The organism is bacterium (genome assembly GCA_009926305.1).
Taxonomy (GTDB): Bacteria; Bdellovibrionota_C; UBA2361; order UBA2361; family RFPC01; genus RFPC01.
In genome coordinates this window covers 1-24,003 of record RFPC01000029.1, presented here as the reverse complement: position 1 = coordinate 24,003, position 24,003 = coordinate 1, and the positions used below count along the sequence as shown (strand labels likewise).

General features: G+C 46.6%; 16 protein-coding genes and 1 tRNA gene. 4 read left to right on the top strand and 13 right to left on the bottom strand.

All coding sequences use genetic code 11. From position 1 onward, the window contains the following. Positions 1-7: 7 nt before the first annotated feature. Genes EBR25_06460 through EBR25_06450 form a run of 3 tightly spaced genes read right to left on the bottom strand, consistent with a single transcriptional unit; the run spans position 8 to position 4,979 of the window. A complete protein-coding gene (locus tag EBR25_06460) occupies positions 8-1,726 on the bottom strand; it encodes a hypothetical protein (GenBank protein NBW40637.1) in 1,719 nt (572 codons plus the stop codon). Further along, a complete protein-coding gene (locus EBR25_06455) occupies positions 1,720-3,966 on the bottom strand; it encodes a hypothetical protein (protein ID NBW40636.1) in 2,247 nt (748 codons plus the stop codon). Before EBR25_06455 ends, EBR25_06460 begins: the two co-directional genes overlap by 7 nt. Further along, complete coding sequence (locus EBR25_06450) at positions 3,963-4,979, bottom strand: potassium channel protein (protein ID NBW40635.1); 1,017 nt, start codon at positions 4,977-4,979, stop codon at positions 3,963-3,965. Before EBR25_06450 ends, EBR25_06455 begins: the two co-directional genes overlap by 4 nt. 266 nt (positions 4,980-5,245) lie before the next feature. On the opposite strand from EBR25_06450, the gene EBR25_06445 reads away from it, so the two are divergent. Beyond that, positions 5,246-6,076, top strand: a complete 831-nt coding sequence (locus EBR25_06445) for a hypothetical protein (GenBank protein ID NBW40634.1) — start codon at positions 5,246-5,248, stop codon at positions 6,074-6,076. Between the two features lie 16 nt (positions 6,077-6,092). Here the strand turns inward: EBR25_06445 and EBR25_06440 are convergent, their stop codons facing one another. Further along, positions 6,093-7,151: a hypothetical protein gene (locus tag EBR25_06440; GenBank protein NBW40633.1), complete on the bottom strand. Its 1,059-nt coding sequence runs from the start codon at positions 7,149-7,151 to the stop codon at positions 6,093-6,095. A 249-nt stretch (positions 7,152-7,400) separates the two neighbouring features. Here EBR25_06440 and EBR25_06435 point away from each other — a divergent pair, with 249 nt between their 5' ends. Beyond that, positions 7,401-8,090 carry a CBS domain-containing protein gene (locus tag EBR25_06435; GenBank protein ID NBW40632.1) on the top strand — a complete coding sequence of 230 codons (690 nt, stop codon included), beginning with the start codon at positions 7,401-7,403 and terminating at the stop codon, positions 8,088-8,090. Positions 8,091-8,151: 61 nt separating this feature from the next. On the opposite strand, the gene EBR25_06430 is transcribed toward EBR25_06435, so the two are convergent. The 4 genes from EBR25_06430 to EBR25_06415 all read right to left on the bottom strand — a co-directional run bounded on the left by EBR25_06430 (position 8,152) and on the right by EBR25_06415 (position 17,535). Further along, on the bottom strand, positions 8,152-13,863 hold the full coding sequence (locus EBR25_06430; protein ID NBW40631.1) for a hypothetical protein: 5,712 nt from the start codon (positions 13,861-13,863) through the stop codon (positions 8,152-8,154). Positions 13,864-14,034: 171 nt separating this feature from the next. Further along, positions 14,035-14,940: a lipoyl synthase gene (gene lipA, locus EBR25_06425; protein ID NBW40630.1), complete on the bottom strand. Its 906-nt coding sequence runs from the start codon at positions 14,938-14,940 to the stop codon at positions 14,035-14,037. 65 nt (positions 14,941-15,005) lie between these two features. Then, positions 15,006-16,343, bottom strand: a complete 1,338-nt coding sequence (locus EBR25_06420) for a 2-oxo acid dehydrogenase subunit E2 (GenBank protein ID NBW40629.1) — start codon at positions 16,341-16,343, stop codon at positions 15,006-15,008. Between the two features lie 136 nt (positions 16,344-16,479). Further along, positions 16,480-17,535 (bottom strand): hypothetical protein, encoded by a 1,056-nt coding sequence (locus EBR25_06415; protein ID NBW40628.1) that lies wholly within the window; start codon positions 17,533-17,535, stop codon positions 16,480-16,482. A 142-nt stretch (positions 17,536-17,677) separates the two neighbouring features. On the opposite strand from EBR25_06415, the gene xseA reads away from it, so the two are divergent. Next, positions 17,678-19,192 (top strand): exodeoxyribonuclease VII large subunit, encoded by a 1,515-nt coding sequence (gene xseA / locus EBR25_06410; GenBank protein ID NBW40627.1) that lies wholly within the window; start codon positions 17,678-17,680, stop codon positions 19,190-19,192. Further along, positions 19,192-19,488: an exodeoxyribonuclease VII small subunit gene (gene xseB, locus EBR25_06405; protein NBW40626.1), complete on the top strand. Its 297-nt coding sequence runs from the start codon at positions 19,192-19,194 to the stop codon at positions 19,486-19,488. The genes xseA and xseB overlap by 1 nt, the downstream gene beginning before the upstream one ends. Before the next feature lie 74 nt (positions 19,489-19,562). Here xseB and EBR25_06400 read toward each other — a convergent pair. From EBR25_06400 to EBR25_06380, 5 genes are all read right to left on the bottom strand, one after another. Then, a tRNA-Cys gene (locus EBR25_06400) sits at positions 19,563-19,639 on the bottom strand. 262 nt (positions 19,640-19,901) lie between these two features. Continuing rightward, on the bottom strand, positions 19,902-20,531 hold the full coding sequence (locus tag EBR25_06395) for an energy transducer TonB (protein ID NBW40625.1): 630 nt from the start codon (positions 20,529-20,531) through the stop codon (positions 19,902-19,904). Next, positions 20,500-20,940 (bottom strand): biopolymer transporter ExbD, encoded by a 441-nt coding sequence (locus EBR25_06390; protein ID NBW40624.1) that lies wholly within the window; start codon positions 20,938-20,940, stop codon positions 20,500-20,502. The genes EBR25_06395 and EBR25_06390 overlap by 32 nt, the downstream gene beginning before the upstream one ends. Continuing rightward, on the bottom strand, positions 20,937-21,545 hold the full coding sequence (locus tag EBR25_06385; protein ID NBW40623.1) for a MotA/TolQ/ExbB proton channel family protein: 609 nt from the start codon (positions 21,543-21,545) through the stop codon (positions 20,937-20,939). The genes EBR25_06390 and EBR25_06385 overlap by 4 nt, the downstream gene beginning before the upstream one ends. Before the next feature lie 81 nt (positions 21,546-21,626). After that, the gene (locus EBR25_06380) at positions 21,627-23,804 is read right to left on the bottom strand and encodes a TonB-dependent receptor (GenBank protein NBW40622.1); all 2,178 of its coding nucleotides are present in this window, start codon (positions 23,802-23,804) and stop codon (positions 21,627-21,629) included. Positions 23,805-24,003: the final 199 nt, after the last annotated feature.

Below are 24,003 nucleotides of genomic sequence, written 5' to 3'. Positions count from 1 at the left end.
CATTATGCTATTCATGCATTCTGGTGGATACCTTCAGCTCAGCGATTGACCAATCAAAAAAACTCTTTTCTGTTTGTTGTATCAATACTGCCTGCGTTTGCCCCTTTGTTTGAAACGTTACTTCAGACTGCTTGCCATAGTAGAGATACCCTTCCGTAGTTGTTCGTATGGGTCCCTCCCATGGAATAAACTCCTGAATTTGTGCCGAGTCGCTGGGAAGAGTCTCGCATCGAGCTCCTTCGAAAATTCGGAGACCTCGAGGAAAATCAGTTGGAAAACCCCCAAGTGATAGAAAGACTTGTGAAATAAACCGTCCTTGATCAATCAGCTCAATACAGATGTACTCTACTCCTTTTTGGCCACTTTCCCCGATACGAGACCGAGTCTGAGGATTCTGATCGAACAGATTCTTCTTATCAAAAAGCGAACCCTCAGAAACCACTATGTTGAGCTCTGGGAGTTGAATATCCGCCTCTTGAAAAGCTTCATCTCTCATTAAAGAAGAAAGCTTTTCTGGGGTAATATGATAATTTTTTATGAGTGAAAAAGATGGAGAAAGTATCAAGTTTTGTATCGGTTTTTGATTTTGTGGGGAAACGAGTTGAATGAGCTCGTGATCTTCGGCAGTGAGTAGAGTTCCCGCAACTCTTGTTTCGTAAGTTGGTCCAAAGAAAGAAGCCCAGATGATGAGAGCCAGAGACGTAGTCGCAGCAATGATACTTCGCGAAAAGATAGCAATCAAAACAAGTGTTATAGCCAAGAGAGTCGATGCTGGTGCTATCCAGAATCCTCCAGGGATAATCCTTCGTAATGTTTGGACAGGTGCTATTAAGGAAAGCTCTTCAGCAACTGCTGTATCAAGGACAAGAATGAGTGCTATGCCAATGAAGGCAAGGTGAGTTCTCTTATTTCTGGCCAGTGGATAGAGCAAAAGAAGGGAGCATAGCATGATGACCATAAGAGGTCTCAGGGTGGTCTTCTCGAGGTTTCTATCAATGAATGGAATTGCGGGAGCGGAGCTTGTGAGCGGATGTACATGACCTGGAATCCCATCGTCGGCCACGAGGTGCGCGTCGTTTGGATATTGAGGTTCATGAAGAGACCCGGTATCAATCGAGAACATGAGACAGCCTAAAATGCTGAGAGATGCGAGAATTATTCGCGGTGTGAAGCTGTGTGTGCTTCCAAAGAAAAGGAGTAGAGGAGGAAGAAAGAGAAGACCGAGGGTTCCTGCAGCTGCTCCTGCAAGTAACGTAACGATACTAGCAACAAAGAGCCGCCAATAAAGGCTCTGAAATAAGCGAAGGGCTACAAAAATCCAAGGAATCCAACAGAGAGAAGCATAAGTGACAGTGCTCAGACCAAAGATAATAAGAATAGCAATGAGGGGTAATGCCTTTGCAGCTGCTACTCTTAAGTCATGCTTGTCCTCTTGTAGAAGAAGAGCACCGAGTCCACTTACAAGAATGAAAAAATATGAAAGGCTGAGGACTGCGTTTTTCCCCAGAATTCCCATCGAGGGATCGCTCCAGCCAAGCAGATCAGCGATAGGAGTCATAAGGGGGTCGAGTTGCCAAGCATGTAATGCATTGGTGAAGTGGGTAAAGGCCTGAAGTTCGTTTTCTCGTTCAAAAATGAGACTCGTATAGCGCCATTCTTCGATGAAAAAAGAGATTCCCAATACGATACTGAGTGGAATCAGAGAAAAGAGCACTCGAGTTACCATTCCTTTTTCCCTCCATGAGGTCTGAGATACGCCTGCTTCCAACGTTCAAATGGCGAAACGGATTGTAATGTAATGATTTCATTTACCGGACACTTCGAAAGTTGCGTGAAGGTAATGGTGTCACTGACTTGAACTGGCGCAACTTCACATGATGAAGCCGTCATGAAGGGAAGATAGTTAAATTTTACCACTGCATCTGAAGAGTTGAGTGAGAGAGTGACCGCAGAACTTGTCTGAGAGTGAATGCGTCCCGAACCCTCTAGAAAATATGAAGATGAGAAATCGTTTCTCGTAAATACACCAAATTTACCGATACGACGTAACGGCGTATAGAGCTGAGGTCTACTCCGAAAGTACTTTTTCCACATTTTTTCATGAGCAAAAATAAGAGAAATATTCATCAAATCAAGATATTCCTTTATTCCATCGTCGCCACGGGTGAGAAATTCTTTGGGAAAGACTTGTTTATATTGCCAAAGGTTGTGAACTGGACTGGACGCCACTATCGGAGTCTCGCTCAAAAGAGGCAGGGGTGCGAGGTGCCCTCCGCTAAAATCATGCAGCATAAATCCACTAAAAAGCACTCGTGCTTCACCGGAGTACTCTCCTACTACGTGGACAATTTTGTCTACTTCTTGAGATTTAAATGTAACGGGAACTAATGTTCGATTTTTGATAATGCTGCCAACGCTGAAGACTCCAGCAAGTATGAATCCGAATGCCAATGAGCCGATAGCGCTTCGCCGCTTGAAGCGATAGAGCATATTCAGAGCATGGGCCGCGGGTGTTGAAGCCAGGAAAACACCAATAACCAGCATTCGATCAAGTTCGAGTTGCGGCTTAATCATCGGGCCAATACTTCCGAGCACTATCAGCCATAATAGAGTCAGACCTGATACGATCCGCGCCATTCCGCTCATCAAGAAAATGCCTGGAATCGTAAAGATGAGTATTAGTGGTTGTGCGGAATTGGCAACCTCCCGCAGGTTTTTCAGTGCCTTTGACGAGGAGACTTTTTCTTTTTTATGTTTGAAGGTGGAAGCCGAAGATTCTGGTGTTCCCGTTCTTGCTTTCCCAGTATCTTGCTCGCTGTAGACTTGAGCGTATCCCTTTCGTGAAGAATCTTCGTCGAGAAAAGATCCAACGTTGGAGACAGCCCAGAACAAGGAAATCCACGGTAGGTTTATGGCTATTAATAGAAGTGTAGTTGGCAGAAATGAGCGTTGTCGAAGTAGCTTTTTGATACAGAGAGCGCTGATACCGATAAGGGGTAAGCAGGCGATCCCAGCTGGAGTCCAGAGAAGAGAAAGAGTTACAACTATTACGGTTAAGCATGCTGTTCTTCTCGTAACTGGAGTGTCCGACAGAAAACGAATGCCGAGAGCGAATACAAGGGGTAGTAGCGTGGTTGAAGTGATGAACCCAAGTGTTCCGAATTGAAGCGCCCACCGGTACCACATGAGAGAAGAAGTGGCAGCCAGAGTTGCTGCAAGAAGTCCAGTAAGTGCCGGGAGTGACAGAAGGCGACAGCTGAAAAAGGTGAGAAGTGGAAGGATAAAAAATAAGAGCAGTGCAATGATGGAATTATACGAAGTAAGGATGTCTAGTAGGTAAATCAGAGGACTCATTAGGAAAAAAATATTGAGAGCGCCAGTTGCAAAAAAGTCCCGTGCGTCAATCCCTGCATTCCATAGGGGATTATAAAATGGAATCATCGGAAAATTTTCTTTCAAAAGCATAAGGCGGTAGAGAAAGGTCGGATTATCATCAGAAAAGAGGAGCCGACCATCGGCGCTTTCAAAGAACCAAAAGGTGAGAGTTAGAAATGATAAGGGGAGTGCTACCCATAGGGTAGCAACACGATGCTTCCAGAGGGAAAACATAAAAAGGGAAAAGAGAATAATCTCCCCACGAATCATTGGTCCTTGCAGCAGAGAATACGGCTTCGTAAGCCACCCAGAGAAAAAGAGAAGCATGAGCGTCACTCCAAAAACGAGAGCGAGGCGCCGAGAAGAGGGGGGCTTGAAGATGAAAAGCAGAAGAGTAAAAGCGGCAAGCAGGCTTATACTTACGGAGCGTGAGAGGGGTAGAATATCTCTTTGCCATTCCCAGAAGGAGAGCTCTCCGCCGAGAAAGAGAATGATAAGCAGTCCGAGAGGAATGCTCATGAGGAACTCAATAGGAGAGAGTCGCTCTTGTGTAATAGAGCTATCAGATTGAGGTGTGGCTATTTCGCTCATGAGCCCCCAATGATGTACCGCTCAAAGGTCTTAAGATGACTTGTTTCGCCGAGGCTAATCAGGACAGCGTCCTGCTCAATGCGCTCATGTTCGGAGGGGTTGAAAATTGTTTTTCCATCCTGGGTGATGAGGGCAGCTATGATAATGCCTTCGTGTTCCCTGAGACGTGTTTGGCCGAGTGTTTTCCCAATCAAATCTGAATTATCTGGGATGCGGAGTTCTTCGATGACAAGTTCTGAATCTGAACCAGAGGCGGTAAGATCGAGAAAATTCAGCACATGCGGTCGCAGAAGGCTGTCAGCGAGCCTCTGTCCCCCAATGGTGTATGGAGAGATCACCCGATTTGCCCCTGCTTGACGGAGCCGTTTTTCTCCTGCAGGAAACTCAGCTCGCGTAATGGCCTGCAAGTTTTCATTAAACTCCTTTGCAGCAAGAATAGCGTAGAGATTGTCAGCATCAGTCGGTAAGAGACTTACAATTTGTCTCGCATGCTCAGCACCTGCTTGTTGAAGCACGTCATCATTTGTTGCATCTGCGTGTAACGTATAAGCGCCGAGCTGTTTTGCCTCCGCTATTCGCACCTCGCTGAGATCGATAATTACGACATCTTGCTCATGATTCAAAAGCTCTCGTACGGCTACCTGAGCCAATCGACCAAACCCGCAGAAGATAGAGTGTCCTCTTAGTGTGCGCATCTTTTCGAGCATTCGAGTGTGCCTCCTTGTGCTGTTGAGTTGTTGCTCAAAGAGGTCGCTTACCATCTTTGAGAGTACGTAACCAACCACGCCAACACCTCCAATGATAAGCACCATGGTAAACGTTCGTCCAGAGGGGGTCAGTGGATGAATCTCTGTGTAGCCAACAGTAGAGAGAGTAATGATGGTCATGTAGACGCTATCGAATAGGGACCAGCCTTCAATAAGCATATATCCAAGGCTACCTGTGCAAATGACGGATAGAACTGCAGCAACCAGATACCAGAGTTCCGAATGGAGTAATTTTTTGTCTGACATGAAGATTACCGTTTATACTGGATAGGAATCCCTCTCAGTGATTTACTGAAGCCACAGTGCCTCCAGTATAGCGATAAAGTGCTCATGGTTCGAGAGGGGAGTATGGGCTTCTAGAGCTATTCTGAAGTGCATAGACTCTCCAGACAGATTTTTGATGCGGGGTTAGGGGTTTACTCCCTTGGTCCTTCGTTAGTAAGGTTCTGGCAGAAAGAACGCCAGATATTCATTGGCGATAACCGTAAGCAACCAGGGAGTAAAGAGAAGAAATGTTATCGCAAGAGGTTTTAGAAAAGTACAGGTTCTATGAGGTTGCAGTGCAAGATTCCAAACAACAAGTGCAAGTTCTGGAGCAAGTATACCGAGAGGTCTTTGATTCCGAACCGAAAACGTTGAAGGAAGATTTCTCGGGCACATGTCTGATTTCCTCTGAATGGGTATCGAGGAGTGCGGATCGTAAGAGTTATGCACTGGACATTGATGATGAAGTTTTAGCAGCGGCTCACGAACTTCATCTTGATAAGCTCGATGCAGATGCTCGGAAGAGAATTCATATAAAAAAGCAGAATGTCCTTGAACCCTTAAAGACGCAAGTCGATATCGCAGGAGCATTTAACTTCTCATATTTTATCTTTCATCAACGGGCTGAGTTGCTCCAGTATTTTCGCGCTGGCTATGACTCGTTGAAGACAAAGGGGGCGTTCGTTCTCGAGACTGCAGGAGGCCCTGGATTTGTTGAGGCGCCGTTTAAAGAGCATAGGAAGATTAAACATACTTTTGGGAAAAAACGAGGAAAAGATTGGTTCCGGTATACTTGGCACCAGAAGACGTTTGATCCCCAGTCACATGAAGGATCGTACGCTATTCATTTTCGGAAGGCATCTGGGGAGCGCATGCAAGATGCGTTTACCTATGATTGGCGTATTTGGAGTATCCCAGAGGTCAGAGATGCACTCATGGAAGTAGGGTTCCGTGATGTTCACGTCTATTGGGAGAATGAGGAGTCTGATGATTCGGACGCTGACCTTGCTTATAGTCGAAGGGAGGCTGGAGACTCAGAATATGACACCTACATCGTGTATATTGTAGGCGTGAAGTAGGAGAGTCCCGTCTTTCCTATTCTTGTGGGGAAAGGTTCGGTAGCGCTAAGCCGCAATCTCTATAGAAGCCGTCGAATTCAAAAACTGCATCCGTAAAAAAGCCAGCAGCTCTTGCATTTTGTTGCTGATTGAGCGCACTCAAGCCGCTTTCCAAATTTGCATTGATGAGCTCTAAGTTGTCTGGTGAAAAACTGAGATAGTGGTCTCCATCAGTAGTTTTTCGCTTCTCGTATTCTTGAAGGCTAGAAACCATATTGGCGACACCAGAAAGAATCTCCCCTGTTTCCAGAGCAATTATTCCTTTCAGCGCCAGTGACCTTGGGCTATCTTCCAGCTGGTCGCTTCGCTGTAGGCACTCTTGTGCGGAAGAGTACTCTCCAAGCGATATAAATTTTGCGGCAAGGGAGTGGTAACATGCTGCAGCACTCTCTGCGGGATGATTCTCCCAGCTATATTGAGGAAATAAATCTTCTATATTGATAACAGCAACCGCGAATCGAAATAAATTTGAACATTCTGATTTGGAAAAGGTTGTTTCCACTTCATTTTCTGATGATGAAGTTATGCTAGTTGAAGCAAGAGAAATTGTCTCAAGATTCCAATCGACTTGTCCATGTTCACCTAATGCTCTGAAAGCCATTTTGAGAAGTGCTGAAGGAATACTTGAATCTTCTGTCACCTGCTGAATGAATTCATCTCGAACCACTACGGCCTTTGTTGTCCAAGTCTGATTTTCGGTGATAGCAGAAAAGAGATTATCAGTGGTGACCTCTGGCGAAGAGTAAAAAGATTCTCCTGAAGTAAAGGCAAGAGTTGCGTAGTCACCGCTATACGCTTCTGCTAGACGCACAATTTGGAGTACTGTTGCGGTATCGGAGAAAGAGTCAATGTTTAAGAATAGCGTCTTTGTATCCGTGAGAGCCTCTCTCTTCTGGAGCTTTGCTATTTCACTCAAGATGGACTCTTCGGAGCCAGTCAGCGGCAAAATGTTTGCTTCTTGTGAAATACGTTTTGCTAGCTCCTTTCCACCTTGAGGAAGCTGCTCTTGTTTTGACCACAAAATTATCCGTAACATATTTAACCTCACCAGAACCGTTTTCCTTGACCCGAAGGTCGGCTCACCTTTAAAGGAGTGAGGGTAAAACACCTCCTCCAGCCTCTTATGATGCACAGGAGGTGCAGAAGGTTACGAAAAAGAGCAGATGGCAACACACTGTAAATATTGAATATTCAGGAGATATAAACGGTATGGATGATTTTTTTCTGGAAAAATTCCGTTCTCTGCGGATACTGGGGGACGGTTTAGGGGGATAGGAGCGGTCCTATGACTATCTCAGAGTTAGAAGGCTTACTTGTACTTCGTGACCTCGGAAGACTCTTAGCCGAGGATGGAGGAGGTCATGCCGGAGCGCGTGCCATGGTAGGGTCGAGTTTCGCGAGAGCCTCCCTTTCTTTGCCTGGGATAAACGGAGCCCGGGCGTATCCGAAGAAGTCAGCTGACAGTGGCATGCGAGGTTCGCTGATATCAGAAGAGGCGTTAGGGCTCCTTGATCAGCCCTGTGAGAAAATCATACATCTGTTAGCGCCAACGGGTTTTGCTATTTTTTCTCCTGATTCCGAGCTCCAAGAAGCTCTCCATCTGATGGCGGATGAAAACCAAGAGTATGCTCTCGTGCGCGAGAATCAAGATTCGATAGCAGGAATTTTTTCTGTTTCCAGGGCAAAGAGGCACCTCAGAGTGATTCGAGGCGGCACGAGGACTACTTCTCAAGGGGTTGAACGAATTTATAGCTATATGTCCAGAAAATTTGGAGTTGAGTCGTCGTCCGCAACTCTCGGAGAACTCATAGAGCGTTTAGTCATTGGGAGGATTCATTCGGTTATTCTTGTCAATGCAAAGGGGGTTCCACAGGCCGTCGTTGGTCCTCGTGATATTCTTGATCTCATTCCAAAGGTAAAAGCTCCCCTCGAGGTAATCCGAGGCTATGCGAAGGGAGATAGTTTCCTTACGTGATCAAATCCGCAGAGGCTTGTTGGAAAAGCCACCAGCCTTTGAGCCGTCTTGATCGTAACCCTTAGAAGTTTGAACCGATAGCAAAATGGATTCGACTTGATGGTTCCCCGCGCTGCTCATCGAGTGGAAATCCAAGATCAAAACCGATCGGACCGATTGGAGAAATGTATCTCAGACCTACCCCTGCACTAAGGCGCAGGTCTTCGGAGTGTATAGGCTCATCTTGGAGATAGACTGAACCGAAATCAAAAAAGGTGTGTAGCGAGACTGTGTCTGATGGAAAGTATCTCACCTCGTTGTTTGATGCGAATAAGAGGTCCCCACCGATCACTGCGCCGAACTCACCTGTAGGTCCCAAGGAGTTCTCTCGAAAGCCCCTGATCGTCGTTCTTCCACCGAGATAGTATCGTTGACTGATAGGAATAATATCTGTTCCGGCAAAGGGCGTTGCAATGCCCATGCGCAGAGCGGATGCGAATCCAAATTGAAGATTATTAAACTCAATCGGATGAAGCCAACTCGCTCGAGTAAGAAGGGATAAGTAGTTCGCCTCTGAACCAATTGCATTAGCCGAAAATCGGAGCTCGGTACCGAGATTATATCCAGAGCGAGGTGTCAGCGGATTATCTCTGCGATCGAGTGCAGCGTTTAGGGAAAGGAAGCTCAGTCTCACATGTCCCGTATCAAGCTCTCTGTCAAGAATCGCATCTGGAGTAACATCAGAGAGATCCTCTGAGAAAATAGTATGAGTCAAAGATAGTGAAAGTTCTTCTTGTGTGTAAGCAAGAGATGAGGAAAACGAGATGCGATCAAGATCGAACTCCTGAGTTGCAAGGTCTAATTTTTCATAACGAATATCCTCCGTATGATTTAATCGAAATCGACCGAAGTGTGGATTTGAATACTTCAGCCCAGCGAGACCCCTCGAGAGCTCTCCGCTGGTATCGTCGTAAAATGTATCGAATCGGAGCGAGAGGTTTCTTCCATCAAGAAACAACTCTCGCTCAATTGCCTCACCAAAAAAGTGTAGCCCAAATACCGAATTTGCCCCCATCCCAATTTCAAGGCTTTGAAGTGGCCGCTCGAGTACCGTTACTGATATATCTGAAATGCCTGCTGAAATAGGCTCCCGTTTGACGGTAACTCTGGAGAAAAGGCCTTTTTGAAGTAACGAGTCTCGAGTTTTCTCTTGATTTTCTTGGGTCCAATAAGCCCCTGCAACAAGTGTTAAGTCTTTACGAATAATCGACTCAGGAATGTGAGTGGTACCGAGAATCTGGACAGAGCGGACTTTTTCTCTGGGGCCCTTTTCCACGTGGATGATTAGCTGCTCATCTCGAAACTCTGTCCAGAGAGCAGCATAGAGATATCCAGACTCTTGAAGCGCTGTCAAAAGCTGCTCTATATATATATTCGCTTTTGGGATTGAATAAGGAGATTCTGGTGGGATCGGTATCGACACATTTTTTGGCCATTCTGCAATTTGAAGATGTTGTGCGAACAACCGCTCGTTTTCACTGATAGTATAGTGAATCTGAACGGAGGCTTGCTCTATATCTGGAATAATTTCTCCTCGAACCTGCGCATCAGGAAATCCAAGCAGGTTTAAGGTTTGAGTAAGCAGCCGGCACTGTTCAAGAATCTCTTCGCTCACCGCTGTCTGTGGAGCGAGAAGTTCTCTTTTTGCCCTTTTCGTGAACTGTCTCTGAAGCTCCCTTAAGATTTCATCTTTCGTAATTTCTTTTAATCCATTGATAGCTACAGAAGAGACTGACACCTGAGATTCTTCTCTAATTGAAAATGTATATGTCTTACGATTATCCTTTTGATTCAATATTTCCCTGATACCTACTGTTGCATAGAGATATCCTTCCTCTCGGTATCGTTTTTCAATGTTTCTTGCGAGAATTCGTATTGTATTTGCTCCAAACGGATGTTTTCGCTTAAAGAGATTGATCGTCTCTAGTAATTCACGTGAAGAAAAGCGTGAATTACCAACGAAATTAATCGTAATTGGTTCTCCGCGAGAAAGCGCTACTGTTAATACGCGATCAGGAAGGAGCTGAGCAGTTGTGTCATAACTGACATCACATTTTGCTTGCAAGAAACCTTCGGAGCGAAGGTGAGTGATAATTTGTTGCTCGAGAATTTCTCGAAAAGCTTTTGTTGCAAATACGTTATGAGAGAGCTGCTCCCTCAATGAATTCTGAATATGTTGAGGGAGTGGCTCATTGAGCGTGTTAAGAGAAAGGATTTTTGAGCGCGGACCTTCTTCTACCATCACATTAATGGTTTTGCAGATATCACTTTCTCCTATACATTCAAGCTGAAAATGAGGGTCAAAAAATCCTTCTCGTTCATATGATTCTTTGAAGCCTCTTTCAATGCGTGGGAGATCTTTTCTCAGAATAAGTGCATTTTCAGAGAGCCTTTGTCCATCGAGCAGTGTCTGAGCTTTGAAATGGGTAACACCTGCAAAATCAAATCTGGTAAGTTTAGCTCGCTTTGAGAGCACTGTGTAGGAAAGATCTGCTCCCACGGAAGCTTGCGATTGGCTCGTTACAGTATCAAGAGTTCCTATGGCTTGTATCTTTGGCGTAAGCTGATAACGAAGGAACAGCTGAGATCCCTCCTGTGGTTGACTCAAAAAGCTTTCGGCAACGAGATCAAGATCGTCGAATACTTTCTTTTCTGCTACCAGAGCTGGCTCTAACTGACCTCGACGTGCGTTGAACTTGGGTTGAAATGAGAGTGCATCAATCCGTGTCACCCGTTGAATAAGGCGACCAAGCAAAGACTTCTTGCGCGAAGAGTGGGAGTCTGAAGGGAGTTCAAGTGAGCCTGTTTCAGAGAAGCTGCCCGAGCTCACTCGAAAATCTGAGCGGGTGCCGAGGAGCGCGAGAATTTCACGTTGTGAGAGCCCATCGTCTGAGCTCAATGTTATTTGCGGCCGTAAGAGCGAGCCCTTCGTCTCTAACACAATGAGTGTGTTTTCTCCTCGTGCTCCACGGACATAAGTCTCTCCAATGACTGATAGTGACGGTATTATGGCCGGCGGCTTAAACTCTATTGCACCTGACACAATGTCAAAACGCACCTCATTAAATCCGAGCCATCCACGTTTTGTCGCTATATTTCCGCGCAAGAGCGGCTGATTTAAATTACCTCGCACTTGAACGTTACCAGTAGCTTCGATTCCGAAGTACGAGGTAATAACGAAAAGACTTCCGTCAGAATTCATTGTAATGTCGATATCAATATCTGGAAATGCAGTGCGTGGGGGTGCCTCTCCACTCGAGGAACGACCGAGGAGAGTTTGAGGAACCCTCGAGATGATATCCCGGATATCGAACTCCTGAATGATTTCCCCGTTTTCAATGTTAACCTCACCCGTCAAAAATGGCTTGCCTGTTTCTGAATGCGTGAAGAGGAGTTCGCCTGAAATACCGCCATAGATATCGAGAGAGGGTTGAAAAACTATATCCTCGAATTCAACAATGATATTGGAATCTAGTATGTGTTTTTGATCGATATTACCGCGTATGACAGTGCGACCGCTGTTGAGTTCTCCGAAGATACTATCAATTTTGATTCCATCCGATGTGAGCAGTAAATCTCCCTGGAAGCCTGTTCCTAAAATATCAAGTGATTCTGCCGCAAATGCTCCATCTTTAATGGCAGCAGTTCCTGACAGTTGTAAGTCAGTTGGATTTCCATTTGCTTTTACAGCGAGCTCTAATCGCCCTGACAGGTCATCGAGGAAGGGAGTAAGTGGCAGGAATGTCTTTAAAAGGATACTTCCAGTGGCTGAGAGATCGAGGGCATCAATGCTCGCTGTTCCTGCAATATCAATATCTGAATCAGCTGAGCGAAAAGTGATACTCGGGAGCATTATCTGTCCCTGCTCTATTCGAATCAATTGGGGATGCACCAGAGCAGTCTGATAGGGATTGCACCCGACCGTTAGCTTGGAGAGTTGTAGAGTTCCTGAGCCACGAAAGGGATCACGAAAAGAGAACGAGTAGTCAGCATCGAGGTCCGCCAGTAGGCATTGAAGTTCAGGAAAATAGTCTTTTGGTTGAAAGTCTACGAGGCGCAATGCAATCTTGGCGGGACTATCCGTTGAGATTGGGGCTTCGAATTGTACCGAGATTGAACCATTTGAGCTCTCCATTTGCGCTGTTGCTACTCCAGATGTGAGCTGCAATTTTCCATTGAGTGCAGATTCTCCTCTGAAAACTGCTCCAGAGAGCGCCAGTGATGCTGCTCCTGAGAGCTGCTCATAATCATCAAGAGGACCAGCGAAAGAGCCGCGTCCGCTGAGGGTGAGCTGTCCCCACCGTTTTGTCTTTGGCGCCGGTGTTATTCGTAGTTCGGCAATATCAAGCCCGAGTTCTGTCAATATGGGGTTTGTTGTGTAGGCTTCGACGTTTCCTGTGATCTGAAGACGTCCATTGTCAGACGACGCATGTTGGATGGAGAAGTCGAGACTCTCATCAGAGATCTTGGCATCAATGTGTAGTTTTGGTGAGCGAAGTTCATGAACTTCAAAAGCTGCAAGATGTGCATCAAGATGGAGCGGTTCCTTGCCTTTAAATAGTAACTTCGCATCACCTCCATGGAGAACAAAGTTACTGGTCTGTATAGTATCGAACCGAAATCTGACTGTGCCGAATAGAGAGCCATTTTCAAGGGTAATCGCATCCTTTGCTATCAATGATGCAGTGGGAGAGGAGAATTCCATTGGCGTGATTGAAAACTTGGCTCCACCATCTTCTGAGGTCTCAAGGGCACCCTTAAGCTGTACTGTTGTCGGAGAGAGCTTTGAGTTGCCGACAACAACGGTAAGTGGATGTCCCGTTTCCTGGGAAGAGAGTTCAAAAGAGCCTGTGGGCTCATCGATAGAGCCATTCAATTTTCCGCTTCCGCTGAGATGTCCCTGGGGCAGAAGCGACAGAGCGAGATTTTCAGTAAAGATCTCGGTATCTCCCGTAATCGAGAGGAGATCGCCGTTCTTTTTATCAATTATTCCAGATATTTGAAGAAAACTTTTCTTCAGCGTCAGCAATAGCGTTTCAATAGAGACTTGATCATCGGTTATGTACAGTGCGCTTTCAATATTCCCAAAGGAGATTACCCCGTTGTTCCGCCCACGAAAAATGAGATTACGCGCTGACGGAGTAAGACGAAGATTATCTTGATTGTCTCTTAGGAACTGAAGAGATACTCCTTGGCCAATGAGCGAACCGAATGGTAGTGGTTGTGTGACTTCTCCCTCTATTACATCGAGTGAGAGTAGTTTGATTCGAATTTTAAATTCTTCCTTTTGCTCTGGGGTAAGTGGTCGAGCAAGTGAGCTGATAAATCGTACGCCGCCACTATCTGGATGAACGCTATTCACAAGAGGCGAGAAGAGTTTGAGTGATGTTAACGCAATCCTTTTTTGAGTTATCTTTTTTAAGAGATTAAAGTCAGCAGTAATCTTTGGAACCGAAATTCGGTCAATTCCCTCTTCAACAATTTTAGCATTGATTGCAGTACCTCTCATGGTCAGGAGTGAGAAGTCGACCTCCTCTGCTTCGAAGGAGCAGGCACAGGCTTTTTGTGCTTCATCGTTAAGAAGCGTAAAAAGAAGATCTTCTACTGAGCGTTCAATGAAAACTTTTCCGATCCCCAGGAGGATCCCGAGGAATACTCCAATTGTAGCGAGACGAAGACCATTTTTTCGACGAGGCGAAGAAATTTGAGATGTCCTTATCCTGCGAAAGATCATGTTCCGTCTTTTTGAAAATTTTCGCTCTCTTTTTTCACTGTGAGTATACCTTGGAGAGCTTACCGCACCCGGATTCCCAGTAAACAGGCTACAGGGGTTCTACCGTTTTCGGTATAGGTTCACTTACATCACCTCTCTAGGCCTCCTCCTTCTAGCAGTGACATGCGGGCACTAAGCCTCGTCGCTGGTGTGCTTCCATGCGTGATAGGAGCTACGGACAAGAGGGCCAGATTCGACAAAAAGAAATCCGCGGCTTTCCCCCTCTTGGCGATAGTCTTCAAATTCTTCTGGAGTAATGAAGGCTTTGACCGGCATTTGTTTGGCAGTAGGGCGTAGGTACTGACCAATGGTCATGATATCAACACCTGCGTCTCTCAGATCGTCCATAAGAGCTAAAACTTCATCTCTTTGCTCTCCCAGCCCAACCATAATGCCCGACTTTGTCCGTACAGCGGGATCTATCTCTTTTGCCCAGCGAAGAATAGACAGGGATCGAATATATCCAGAGCCAGGTCGTACCCGCTTATAGAGGCGTGGTACGGTCTCAACATTGTGATTAAGGACTTGTACCCCAGCCTCAAGGATGCGCTCAAGAGACCGGCGTTCCCCACGAAGATCTGGAATCAGCAGTTCTACATTACAATCTGGCGCGTTTCGATGGACGGATGTGACGGTCTGAAAGAAGTGCTCAGCACCGAAGTCACTGACATCATCTCGATCAACCGAGGTAATGACGGCATGTTTCAGCTGTAGTTTTTTGATTGCTACCCCCACTCGATGAGGCTCGAACGGATCGAGCGGCTCGAGAGTTTCAATAGTACCATCTTTTACCGAGCAGAAGTGGCATCGACGTGTGCACTGTTCACCCATAATCATAAATGTTGCAGTATGATGCGACCAGCATTCACCTATATTTGGGCAATGGGCTTCTTCGCAGACGGTATGAAGTGAAAGCCCTTTTACGATTTTCATCGTATCAAGATATTCTGGCGACCCCGGTGCTTTCACCTTCAACCATGGAGGCTTGACCAGCCGTTCTTTCATGAGTTGTTGGCTTCTTGGTACATCAATTGCCATTGAGTTGCCTTTCTTCAATGTTGATGCCGAGTGTGAGCATCATTTTTAATCTTCCTGATTATACTCTACAAAAGAAGTAAAGCGGGATTTTCTAGAGCCTCTTTAAATGCCTTCAGAAAGTTTCCAGCCATTACACCATCAATGATTCTATGATCAACTGAGATAGTAACTTTCATCATATTTGCAATTCGAACCGAACCATTCTCTGCGATCGCTTGCTCTTTAATGCTACTCACGGCTAACACCGAGCCCTGTCCTGGATTGATTACCGCAGTAAAACTTTCAACATCAAACATTCCCATATTCGAGATACTAAATGTGCCACCCAGCAAATCTTGAGCATTTGGTCGCCCAGCTCGAGCTCGCTCTACTGCAGCATTTGCCTCGAATACGAGGTCCTGAAAACTTATTCGGTCAGCGTTTTTAATAACCGGAATCAGGAGACCGTCATCGATAGCAGTTATAATGCCGACATTGATATCTGCTGGTTGAAAAACAAACTGCTCATCTCGCACTGCATAGTTTACCCGAGGTTCAGCGGCGATTGCACATGCTGTTGCCCTTAGTACGAAGTGATTGATGCTCGTTTTCTCAAAGCCTCTTTTCTCTTTCAGCAGCTTTCTCAGGTTTAAGACAGCGTCCATATTCACAGAGGTCGTTACGTAAAAGTGCGGAGCCTCTGTAACACTTTGCTGCATTCGCTTCGCAATCGTCGTACGCATTTTCGAGAAAGGGACTAAGCTTCCTCCATCTGTCGGGGCACTCACCTCAGCTGGTGTTGCTGGTATTTCTGAGGGAACTTCTTTGGCGGGTGCTACAGGTTGAGTTTGCGGAATCATAGGAGCACTTAAAGGAGTCGCACTTGCTGTTCCATCAAGGTCTTTCTTCACAATCCTTCCATCAGGTCCAGAGCCCTGGACTGTCGAAAGATCTATTCCTTTCTCTTCTGCTAGTCTTTTCGCTAGAGGTGAAGCTTTAATCCTTCCTGAGGAAAAAGAAGTTGATTGTCCACTAGCGGTTGCTAGACCATTGCCGTTTCCGTTGGTGTACGTGGGTTGGCTTAGAGCAGGTGATGAATCGGATGGAGTTTGTTTTAGCGTTTCACCAGATGTTGCGGTACTCGCGATAGAAGCAGTGCTTGTAGTCCCTGCGGGGATCGCTTCACCTGCTTCACCGATGTAGGCAATGGTCTCTCCGACGACTGCCGAGCTATCCGCTGGGGTTACGATTTTTAGGAGAACACCATTGTGGAACGACTCAATCTCAAGATTTGCTTTGTCGGTTTCAACTTCCGCTAAAATATCACCACGGGTTATCTGGTCTCCCTCCTTTTTACTCCAGGAAAGAATCTTGCCAGAGTCCATCGTATCGCTCAGTTGAGGCATCTTAATCTCGGTTGCCATGCTCTTCTCCGTGCCCAATAAATTTTGACCTCTGAGACTATCAGGGATTTACAGTAGGGGCAAAGTGAAGAGCGATTTTAAGGGGTTCTTGGCCCATAATTCGGCCTTCCAGGGGCGCAATCTGCAGGGTAAAGCCTCATGATGGGCTCTGGCTATTCTTTCTTGACCCTCCCTTTGCTCTTTTCGTCCGTTGTTTTTCTGACGGTGGCATCCAGTTTTTTGGATTGAGTTTGACTTCCATCTGTTCGATCAGATTATCAAAACGCTCAAAGAGAGTGTAGAATTGGGTGTGACTCTTGTTCCGTTGGGACAGGGTATAGCTCTTAAGCCCTAGCTTGTGACACCCAGGACACTTCCCCTCGATTTGAAGTGTTCGATGACTCCTATAGCCACACCTTCGACACGTTTTATGAAGATCTGCGCCTGTAGGTTTGGCACTGAAAAAGAGAAGCAAGGCAACTCCCGTTATTGCTACTTGGTGCCCGCTTGACAGTTGGCATGTGTGCGCGAAGCCAATAGAAAGAAATGCACCAAGGCGAGAAGCAACGAGTAACAGAGTATACAAGAGTTCAAATTGTCGAAGTGCGCGAACAAAGTTTTTAAGCTCTGTTTGGGGAATGGTGGGATGAATCTTCTTTTTGATATTTTGTTTAAGGTGTCGATACCAGAAGGGAAATGCAAGAAGTGATACAACAAGGACTCCTATTGTCCACTTCCACCCAAAAGTGCTGGTTCGTATAAGCAGATCGGCGCCAATCGACATTGCAATAAGAGTGGGGAGGGCCCCTTGAAAGTTTGAGGCAATCAGCTGGCTCTCGCTTTGTGCTTCCTGAGAGGAGAGTAATAAGTGGATAAACTGCTCCCGAAACATGAGAGGGGCGGCCATCAACAGGAGGGAAAGGACGAGGAGTAATTCTCGATACGAGTCTGTAAGTGGAGCAAGAGCATCAGCAAAAAGAGAGAACATAACTGGGGCCACAATTAGATCAAGAGGCAGGGTGACGAGGCAACCAAGCCATAAAAGAAGGAAAAACTGCAAGGACCGAGGAAGGAATACGGGAATAGTGTTCAAGTGTTCAGAAGATCGCGGTCTGGAAGGCGTCTTTTCTGTTTTTGCTCCCTTGTCCTGTGTCTTTCCTAGTTGGGAAATGAGCTTCTTGACGAGTGCTATAGAGATATTCGACTTTGACATAGAGCGTTCGATGCAGAAATGCAGATAGTTCTGGGTCGATTTTTTGTGTGAATGTACTATTGTAGGCATGAACGAGCAGCTTGGGAAATAGATTCTTCAGCGCCAGAGATTCGGTGAAGAGTATTATTGTTTCAGAGGGAACATGGGCACGAGAGAATATCTCTCAATATCGGAATTAACGAAGCAGTTTAATGCAGTCCTGAAGGGAGAGTTTCCCTCCGTTGCCTTTCGTGGTGAGATCTCGCAGTGCTATGTCTCTGCAAGCGGGCACATGTATCTCAGCATTAAAGATGAGCAGAGTCTGATATCAACGGTGCTCTGGAAGTCTACGGTGGCGAGACTTACCTTCCGTCCAGCAGAGGGCGTCGAGGTGTGTTGTATTGGCTCTCCCACTATTTACTCTGGTAGTGGGAAGTTCCAAGTTGTTATTTCGCGAATGGAGGAGGCCGGCGAGGGGCTTTTACGAAAACGGTTTCTGGAATTAAAGGCAAAACTTGAGAAGGAAGGATTTTTTGATGCCAGTCGGAAGCGGCCACTCCCTTTTTTCCCGGAGCGGATTGGAATTGTAACTTCAAAAAGTGGTGCTGCTATTGCGGATATGATGAAAAAGATTCGTGAGCGTATGCCCTCCACCGAGGTTTACCTTTACGATGCTCGAGTTCAAGGGAGGGGCTCTGTAGAGGATATTGTCGAAGGAATTGAGTACTTTCAGAAGAATTGCAATGTTGAGGTTATTATTGTTGGTCGCGGAGGTGGCTCGCTTGAAGATCTCTGGTCATTCAATGAAGAGAAGGTAGTCCGTGCCATCTTCTCTTCACGTATTCCTGTCATCTCGGCGGTGGGTCATGAGGTAGATACGAGTCTTTCGGATTTAGCAGCAGATGTCAGAGCTCCTACGCCTACCGCAGCTGGAGAGATGGTGGTTCCGAAGAAAGAAGAATTACTTCAGGATGTGTCGCGATACCAACAACGGCTATTGGCGCATGAAAGCTGGTTTTATCCTTACGCCCAGCGAGTAGATGAGCAAGAGGAGTTGTTGCGAAGAGTGTTTGCGCTCCGGGTTGAGCAGCACCGATCCCAGCTGGAGAAGTTTCGAGCGGATCTTGGGAATTTACGACCAGATCGGTACCTCTCTCTCATGAAGAATCAATTATTTGAGTGTGAGAGAAGGTTAAGAGAAATCACGCAGCGGCAGCTCCGTTCCTCGCGAGAGGGACTGCAGACTCTAGCTCGTCAGTTTCTCGTACATGATCCAAGGCAAAAAATTCGAGTAGCTCGAGAACAAGTGGAATTCATAAACCAAAGACTGTGCTCGGCAAGCTCTTCGTTTATACGCGAGAAGCAGCAGCGTCTAGGGGAGCTTTTTAAGGTGCTTGAAGCACTGAATGTTGACCGAGTGCTGCGTAGAGGGTTTTCTTTGGTAGAGAGAGAGGGATGTTTTGTTCGCTCAGCCGCTGCGTTAGTTCAGGGAGACGAGGTGCGCATTCGTTTTGCCAAAGGTGCAGCTGGAGCCAGTATTACGTCAGTTATGATGGAGGCTGAAAGTAGTGAACGGGACAAGCTCCGAAAAGAGGAGTCGGCAAAGAAGCAGCAGCAATCAAAAAGAAAGTTGCAAAAAGAGGTTCGCGACGAAGGACGGCAAGAGACCTTATTGTAGTGAAAACTGAGTTTCTTAACGGGAAGGAGGAGAACATGGCAAAAGAGAAGAAGATTGGACTTGAAGAGTTGTTAAAGAGTGAAGATCCAGCAAAGCTCATGAGTGGTATCAAGTTTGAAAATGGAATGCATCTGCTTGAGGAGCTGGTGGCACAAGTTGAAGAGGGTGGATTAGACCTTGAGAAAGCGATGATGTCTTACGAGAGAGGAATTGTAGTTTTAGATCATTTGCGGGAAGTGCTCTCACGTGCTGAGCAGAAGTTGCAAGTTGTTCAGAGTGATGCAAGTGGTCGATAGGCCGACTGGTAATTCGTATCTCGCGATGTACAGTCACGAGAGGAGATTCCACGAGAGAAGATTCGAGAGACAGGTTGAGGCCCGAGCCGGATTCGAACCGGCGAATGATGGTTTTGCAAACCATTGCCTTAGCCAACTTGGCGATCGGGCCTCATCTTAGAAATCGTTTCTGTCAGCAACTATTCCCTCGCGAGCCAGTCTCAACGAGGAGAACTCCTTCAGCAGCGCATTGCCACCCGTGTCGAACTCGTTAACCCAGAAGCATTTCTAGAAGGAGGGTTGTACACACTTACTAAGGTTTTTCCAAGCATCCTCATAAGTGGCTGAAAGAACTGTAGTATATGTGGTGTATACATGCAAGTACTGGGAGCTGATGCGACATGTTTCAGAGTGTTGTAACGGTGGGCTCGACCCTAAAGCGTTCCGAGCTCAAAGCGAATCGGGACAAGCACTTGTGATGGCATAGCGCGCCCTTCGCTGATAGCGGGTGCAAACCGCCACTTTGAGACGGTAGCGAGTGCGCAGCGGTCAAGAGTGGCGAATCCAGAGCTTTCTTTTACCGTTACTTTCTCTACCTGACCAACGGCATCAATGTGGACGAGTAAGAGCACTGTTCCCTGTTGGCGTCGTCTTCTTGCTTGTTCTGGGTAGGTCGGTGGTGGGTTACTAAGATACTCTGCTTCACTTACTTCTCGAGGGGATGTTGAGTTACTTACATACTCCTCAACTCGAGGTGATGTCTCTTGAGTCTCCTGTTGGTCTTCTGTTTGAGTCTCTTTTTTGGCTGCTTGGTGATCAATCGCCTCTTCTTTTTTCTTTTTAACCTCCTCTCGTGGCGTGGAGAGTATCCGGCTTGAAGGTTTCGGTATCGTTTTGAGTTGAACTGATAGTGGCGGTGGAGTAAGTGAGACCTGAAGAGAGGGAAGGAGAGGGGATTCTCTAGGAGTAAACGAGAAGAAGAGCAGGTGAATAAGAAGCGTCCCAATGAGACAAAGCGTTAATCGCACAGCATTAATCCCGTGGCTCAACCGCAAAGACAACATTATGAAGGCCAGATTGTCGCACAAGGTCGAGTGCGGCAATCACACCCGCATGCGCTGCTTGTTTGTCTGCATTGATAATGACAGCTATATGAGGAGTGTCTTGTGCTTTTTTTGACAAGACAGCGGCGAGTTCTCCCTCTACTATCTGCTCTTTATTGAGATAAAAAGAGCCATCTGCATCGACTGAAATCACAAGCGCTTCATCACTCTCGATAGAAGAATCCCCAGTTATGGCAGGAGCGAGATCAACAAAAATACCTTTTTGCGCAACCATCGAAATTGAAACCACCATGAAGAAGGCAACGAGGAGAAACATGACATCGATGAGCGGGATAATCTCTACTCTCGCTCGACGCACGGAACGGCCTTGTTGCGCTGGATTTTGAAAGTGTCGCAGGTATGGATTCATGAGAGTTCTTGTTCCGAAGAATCTTCAGGTGCCGTTTGTTGGAGGTCTTCAGCGAGTTTGTAGAGGGCCGCAGCATGTCTTGCCGCCAGCGAATGAAAGAGATTGTAAAACACCAGTGTTGGTACCGCGATTGCCAGCCCAGAGGCTGTGGTGATCATCGCTTCAGCGAGGCCGTGCCCTACTTCCCCTGGTGAAGTCATGTGTTGGAGATCTAGTGCATGGAACGACTTCATGATTCCAAGTACCGTCCCGAGAATCCCAAGGAGTGGACTGATGGAAATAACTGTGTCAAGTCCACTGAGGTGTTGAATTGAGCGAGCATAGGCACGCTCGCTCTCTTTCCGGAGGATAGCAGAGGCCTCACCAGTTCTTCTCTTCTTCAGGAGTGCTGATATTTCCTTGAGGAATGGTGAATGGAGTGACTCCTGTGATGCTTGACTTCCCGATATGCCCGTCACGATTCCATGCACGATACCTATCGGTACTCTTTTTTTCTCAGTGAGCCAGAACCAGAACCGCTCAATGATAATACCCGAAGAGACGATAGAACAGCCAAGCAAGAGATACATGACTATTCCACCGCGTGAGAGAAGTTCGCCAAGCATTGAAATATTCCTTAACAAAGAGCTCGAAGAAACGATATCCGTCGTAGTCTGACGCGTTTACAACTTGTGAGCCTCCTATTCTTACAAGTTTGTCCGAAATCCGACAAGGAAGGAGCGTCCTCTGAGCGGTGCGAGATCTTTTAAGAAGGAGCTATGGATACGTGCCTCTTCATCGGTAAGATTCGTTCCACGGAGAAACACCCTTCCATTTTTCTCTTGGAGTGAGGGGATTGCAGTACTGACCTCGGCATTCAGAAGGGTATACCTGTCAGTTGGAATTTCGAACTCTGCCACCTCGTTTTGACGTTCGACAAAAACTCCCTCCAGATACGCATCAAGGCGCTCGTCATACTGATAGCGGGCTCGGAGGATATTCCGTAGTGGGGGAATCCGAGGAAGATTTCCACTCACATCCTCATTCCGCGCTCTTACGTAGTCGACTTGATACTCAAGAGAGCTTCGGTGAGCCCCCATTGAGAAGAGCTGATCGAGATGCAGCGCTGATTCAAGCTCAAAGCCCCAGAAGTACGCATCAATCTGCTCATAGGTGTATACCGGAAGTCCTTCGTCCTCTGCCCCGGTACCAGCAAGATTAATGTAGTTTGTAAACTGTTGGTAAAAAGGAGTGAACGCGCCTGTTACAAGCCCGTCATTTTTCTGAAGAGCGATATCAATTCCCCAAGAAGCCTCTTTGTCGAGGTCTGAATTTCCAACCTCAAATATCTGGCGTGCAAGGTGCTGGCCTTCAGAAAATAGCTCAACTGCATTTGGTGCCCGTTCAGTGTAGGCAACGGTCAGCCCGAGCGTATACTCTCCACTTGGAGTGATATTCCAGAGAGGGCCCGCTGAAAGACTAAACGGGGTATAACTCTTTGACTCTTCTCCAACCGGGTCGAGTCTTACTGATTCAACTCGTCCACCAAAGCGAAAGTCGAGTGAGTCTGATAGCTCTGTCTGTTCAAAGAAGAAAAATGCTGGTGAAAACGTTTTTACCGGAGTAAGAAATGCTTCTTCCCCAAGCGCTGAAAAGTCATCGTAGTGGAGCTGAATCCCAGCTACTCCTCGGAAAGAGGCAACGGGCGCATGTAAGAATTCAAGTCGGGCTTCAATGGCATCTCTCTCATAGCTTGTAGCCACAGCGCCACCTTCGATTTCATCATGCTCGTAGTCAGTAACCCCCATTCGAAACTTAATGCTTTCAATAGCGTCACTAACATCATCGACTCGTCCGCGCATATCAACTCGGAGCTGCTCGGCTTCTACTCGAACATTCTCACCGTCTTCTTCCGCTTCCATGCTGTGGTCTTCCATGTCGTGGTCATGGCCTTCTTCTACATGGATGTGTCCGGGGACGCCATAATCAGAGCCAAAACCGCTCACTGATATGCCCCAAAACCCCTTGTCCCATACGTAAGAAGTTCCAGCAGTAGCACCCCAGCTTTCTGTATCTGAGTTTTCCAGTTTTCCCTCGCGTTCTTCATCCTCAGCACCTTCATGATGATCCTCGTCTTCATCCTCGTGGTGCTCTGATGCTTCCATCTCACGTAAACGTGAAGACTCTGCAAAACCTGGGATTTCATAGTCATCTGTTCTTCGGGTGAAGCCAGAGAGGTGCCAGTTAATACTACCAGATTCCCCCCGGAGTTTTGCACCGAGTGTTTTTTCATTATCAGCTGAGTTTCCGAATTGACCGAGTAGTTTTCCTTCAAAAGGTTTGCCAAGGCTAGTCTCGGGGATTGAGTCATCTGTCACATTGACTGCACCTCCTATAGCGCTACTTCCGTAAAGGAGTGTCTCGGGGCCTCGTAGGATTTCAATTTGTTGTGCTTGCATTGGGTCGGCTGCAACTACATGGTCTTCGCTGATATCAGAGATATCACCTGTGGTTACCCCGTTTTTAAGAACCCGAACACGATCGCCGCCAAATCCCCGAATAACAGGACGGCTAGAGCCTTGGCCGAAGAATGAGCTGCGCACACCGGGTTCAAGTCGGAGGGTTTCTCCGAGAGTCGGTTCCATTCGACGTTCAAGCTCATCTTCTTCCATGATTGAGATTGGTTTTCCGTACTCAAGGAGGCTTGGTGCGAGTGGGTTCGCAGATACGGTAATGGTGGGGAGTTCTTGTGGAGAATCTGCTGATTGCTGCGCTAAGAGAGTAGGAGGCAGTATTATGCTGCAGGTCACGAGAGCAGCTAGGAGTAGTAAGGCAGCCATTCGGCTTGAAAGGGGGCTAGTAAGGTGATTGCGTGTTCCGTTCATGATAAGGCGTCTCCAAATTTACTCATCCCGAACATTTAGGGCGTGATGACGGGAAATACCTACCCTAATTGCAAAGAAGTATCAATAAGGTATGCTGAAAATATAATCAGGTCCTATAAAATATTGATTAAATTGCATTTATATTAATTAAATATTTCTTTAATACAGATAAATTGCATTATAGGGGCGCTCTCGGTAC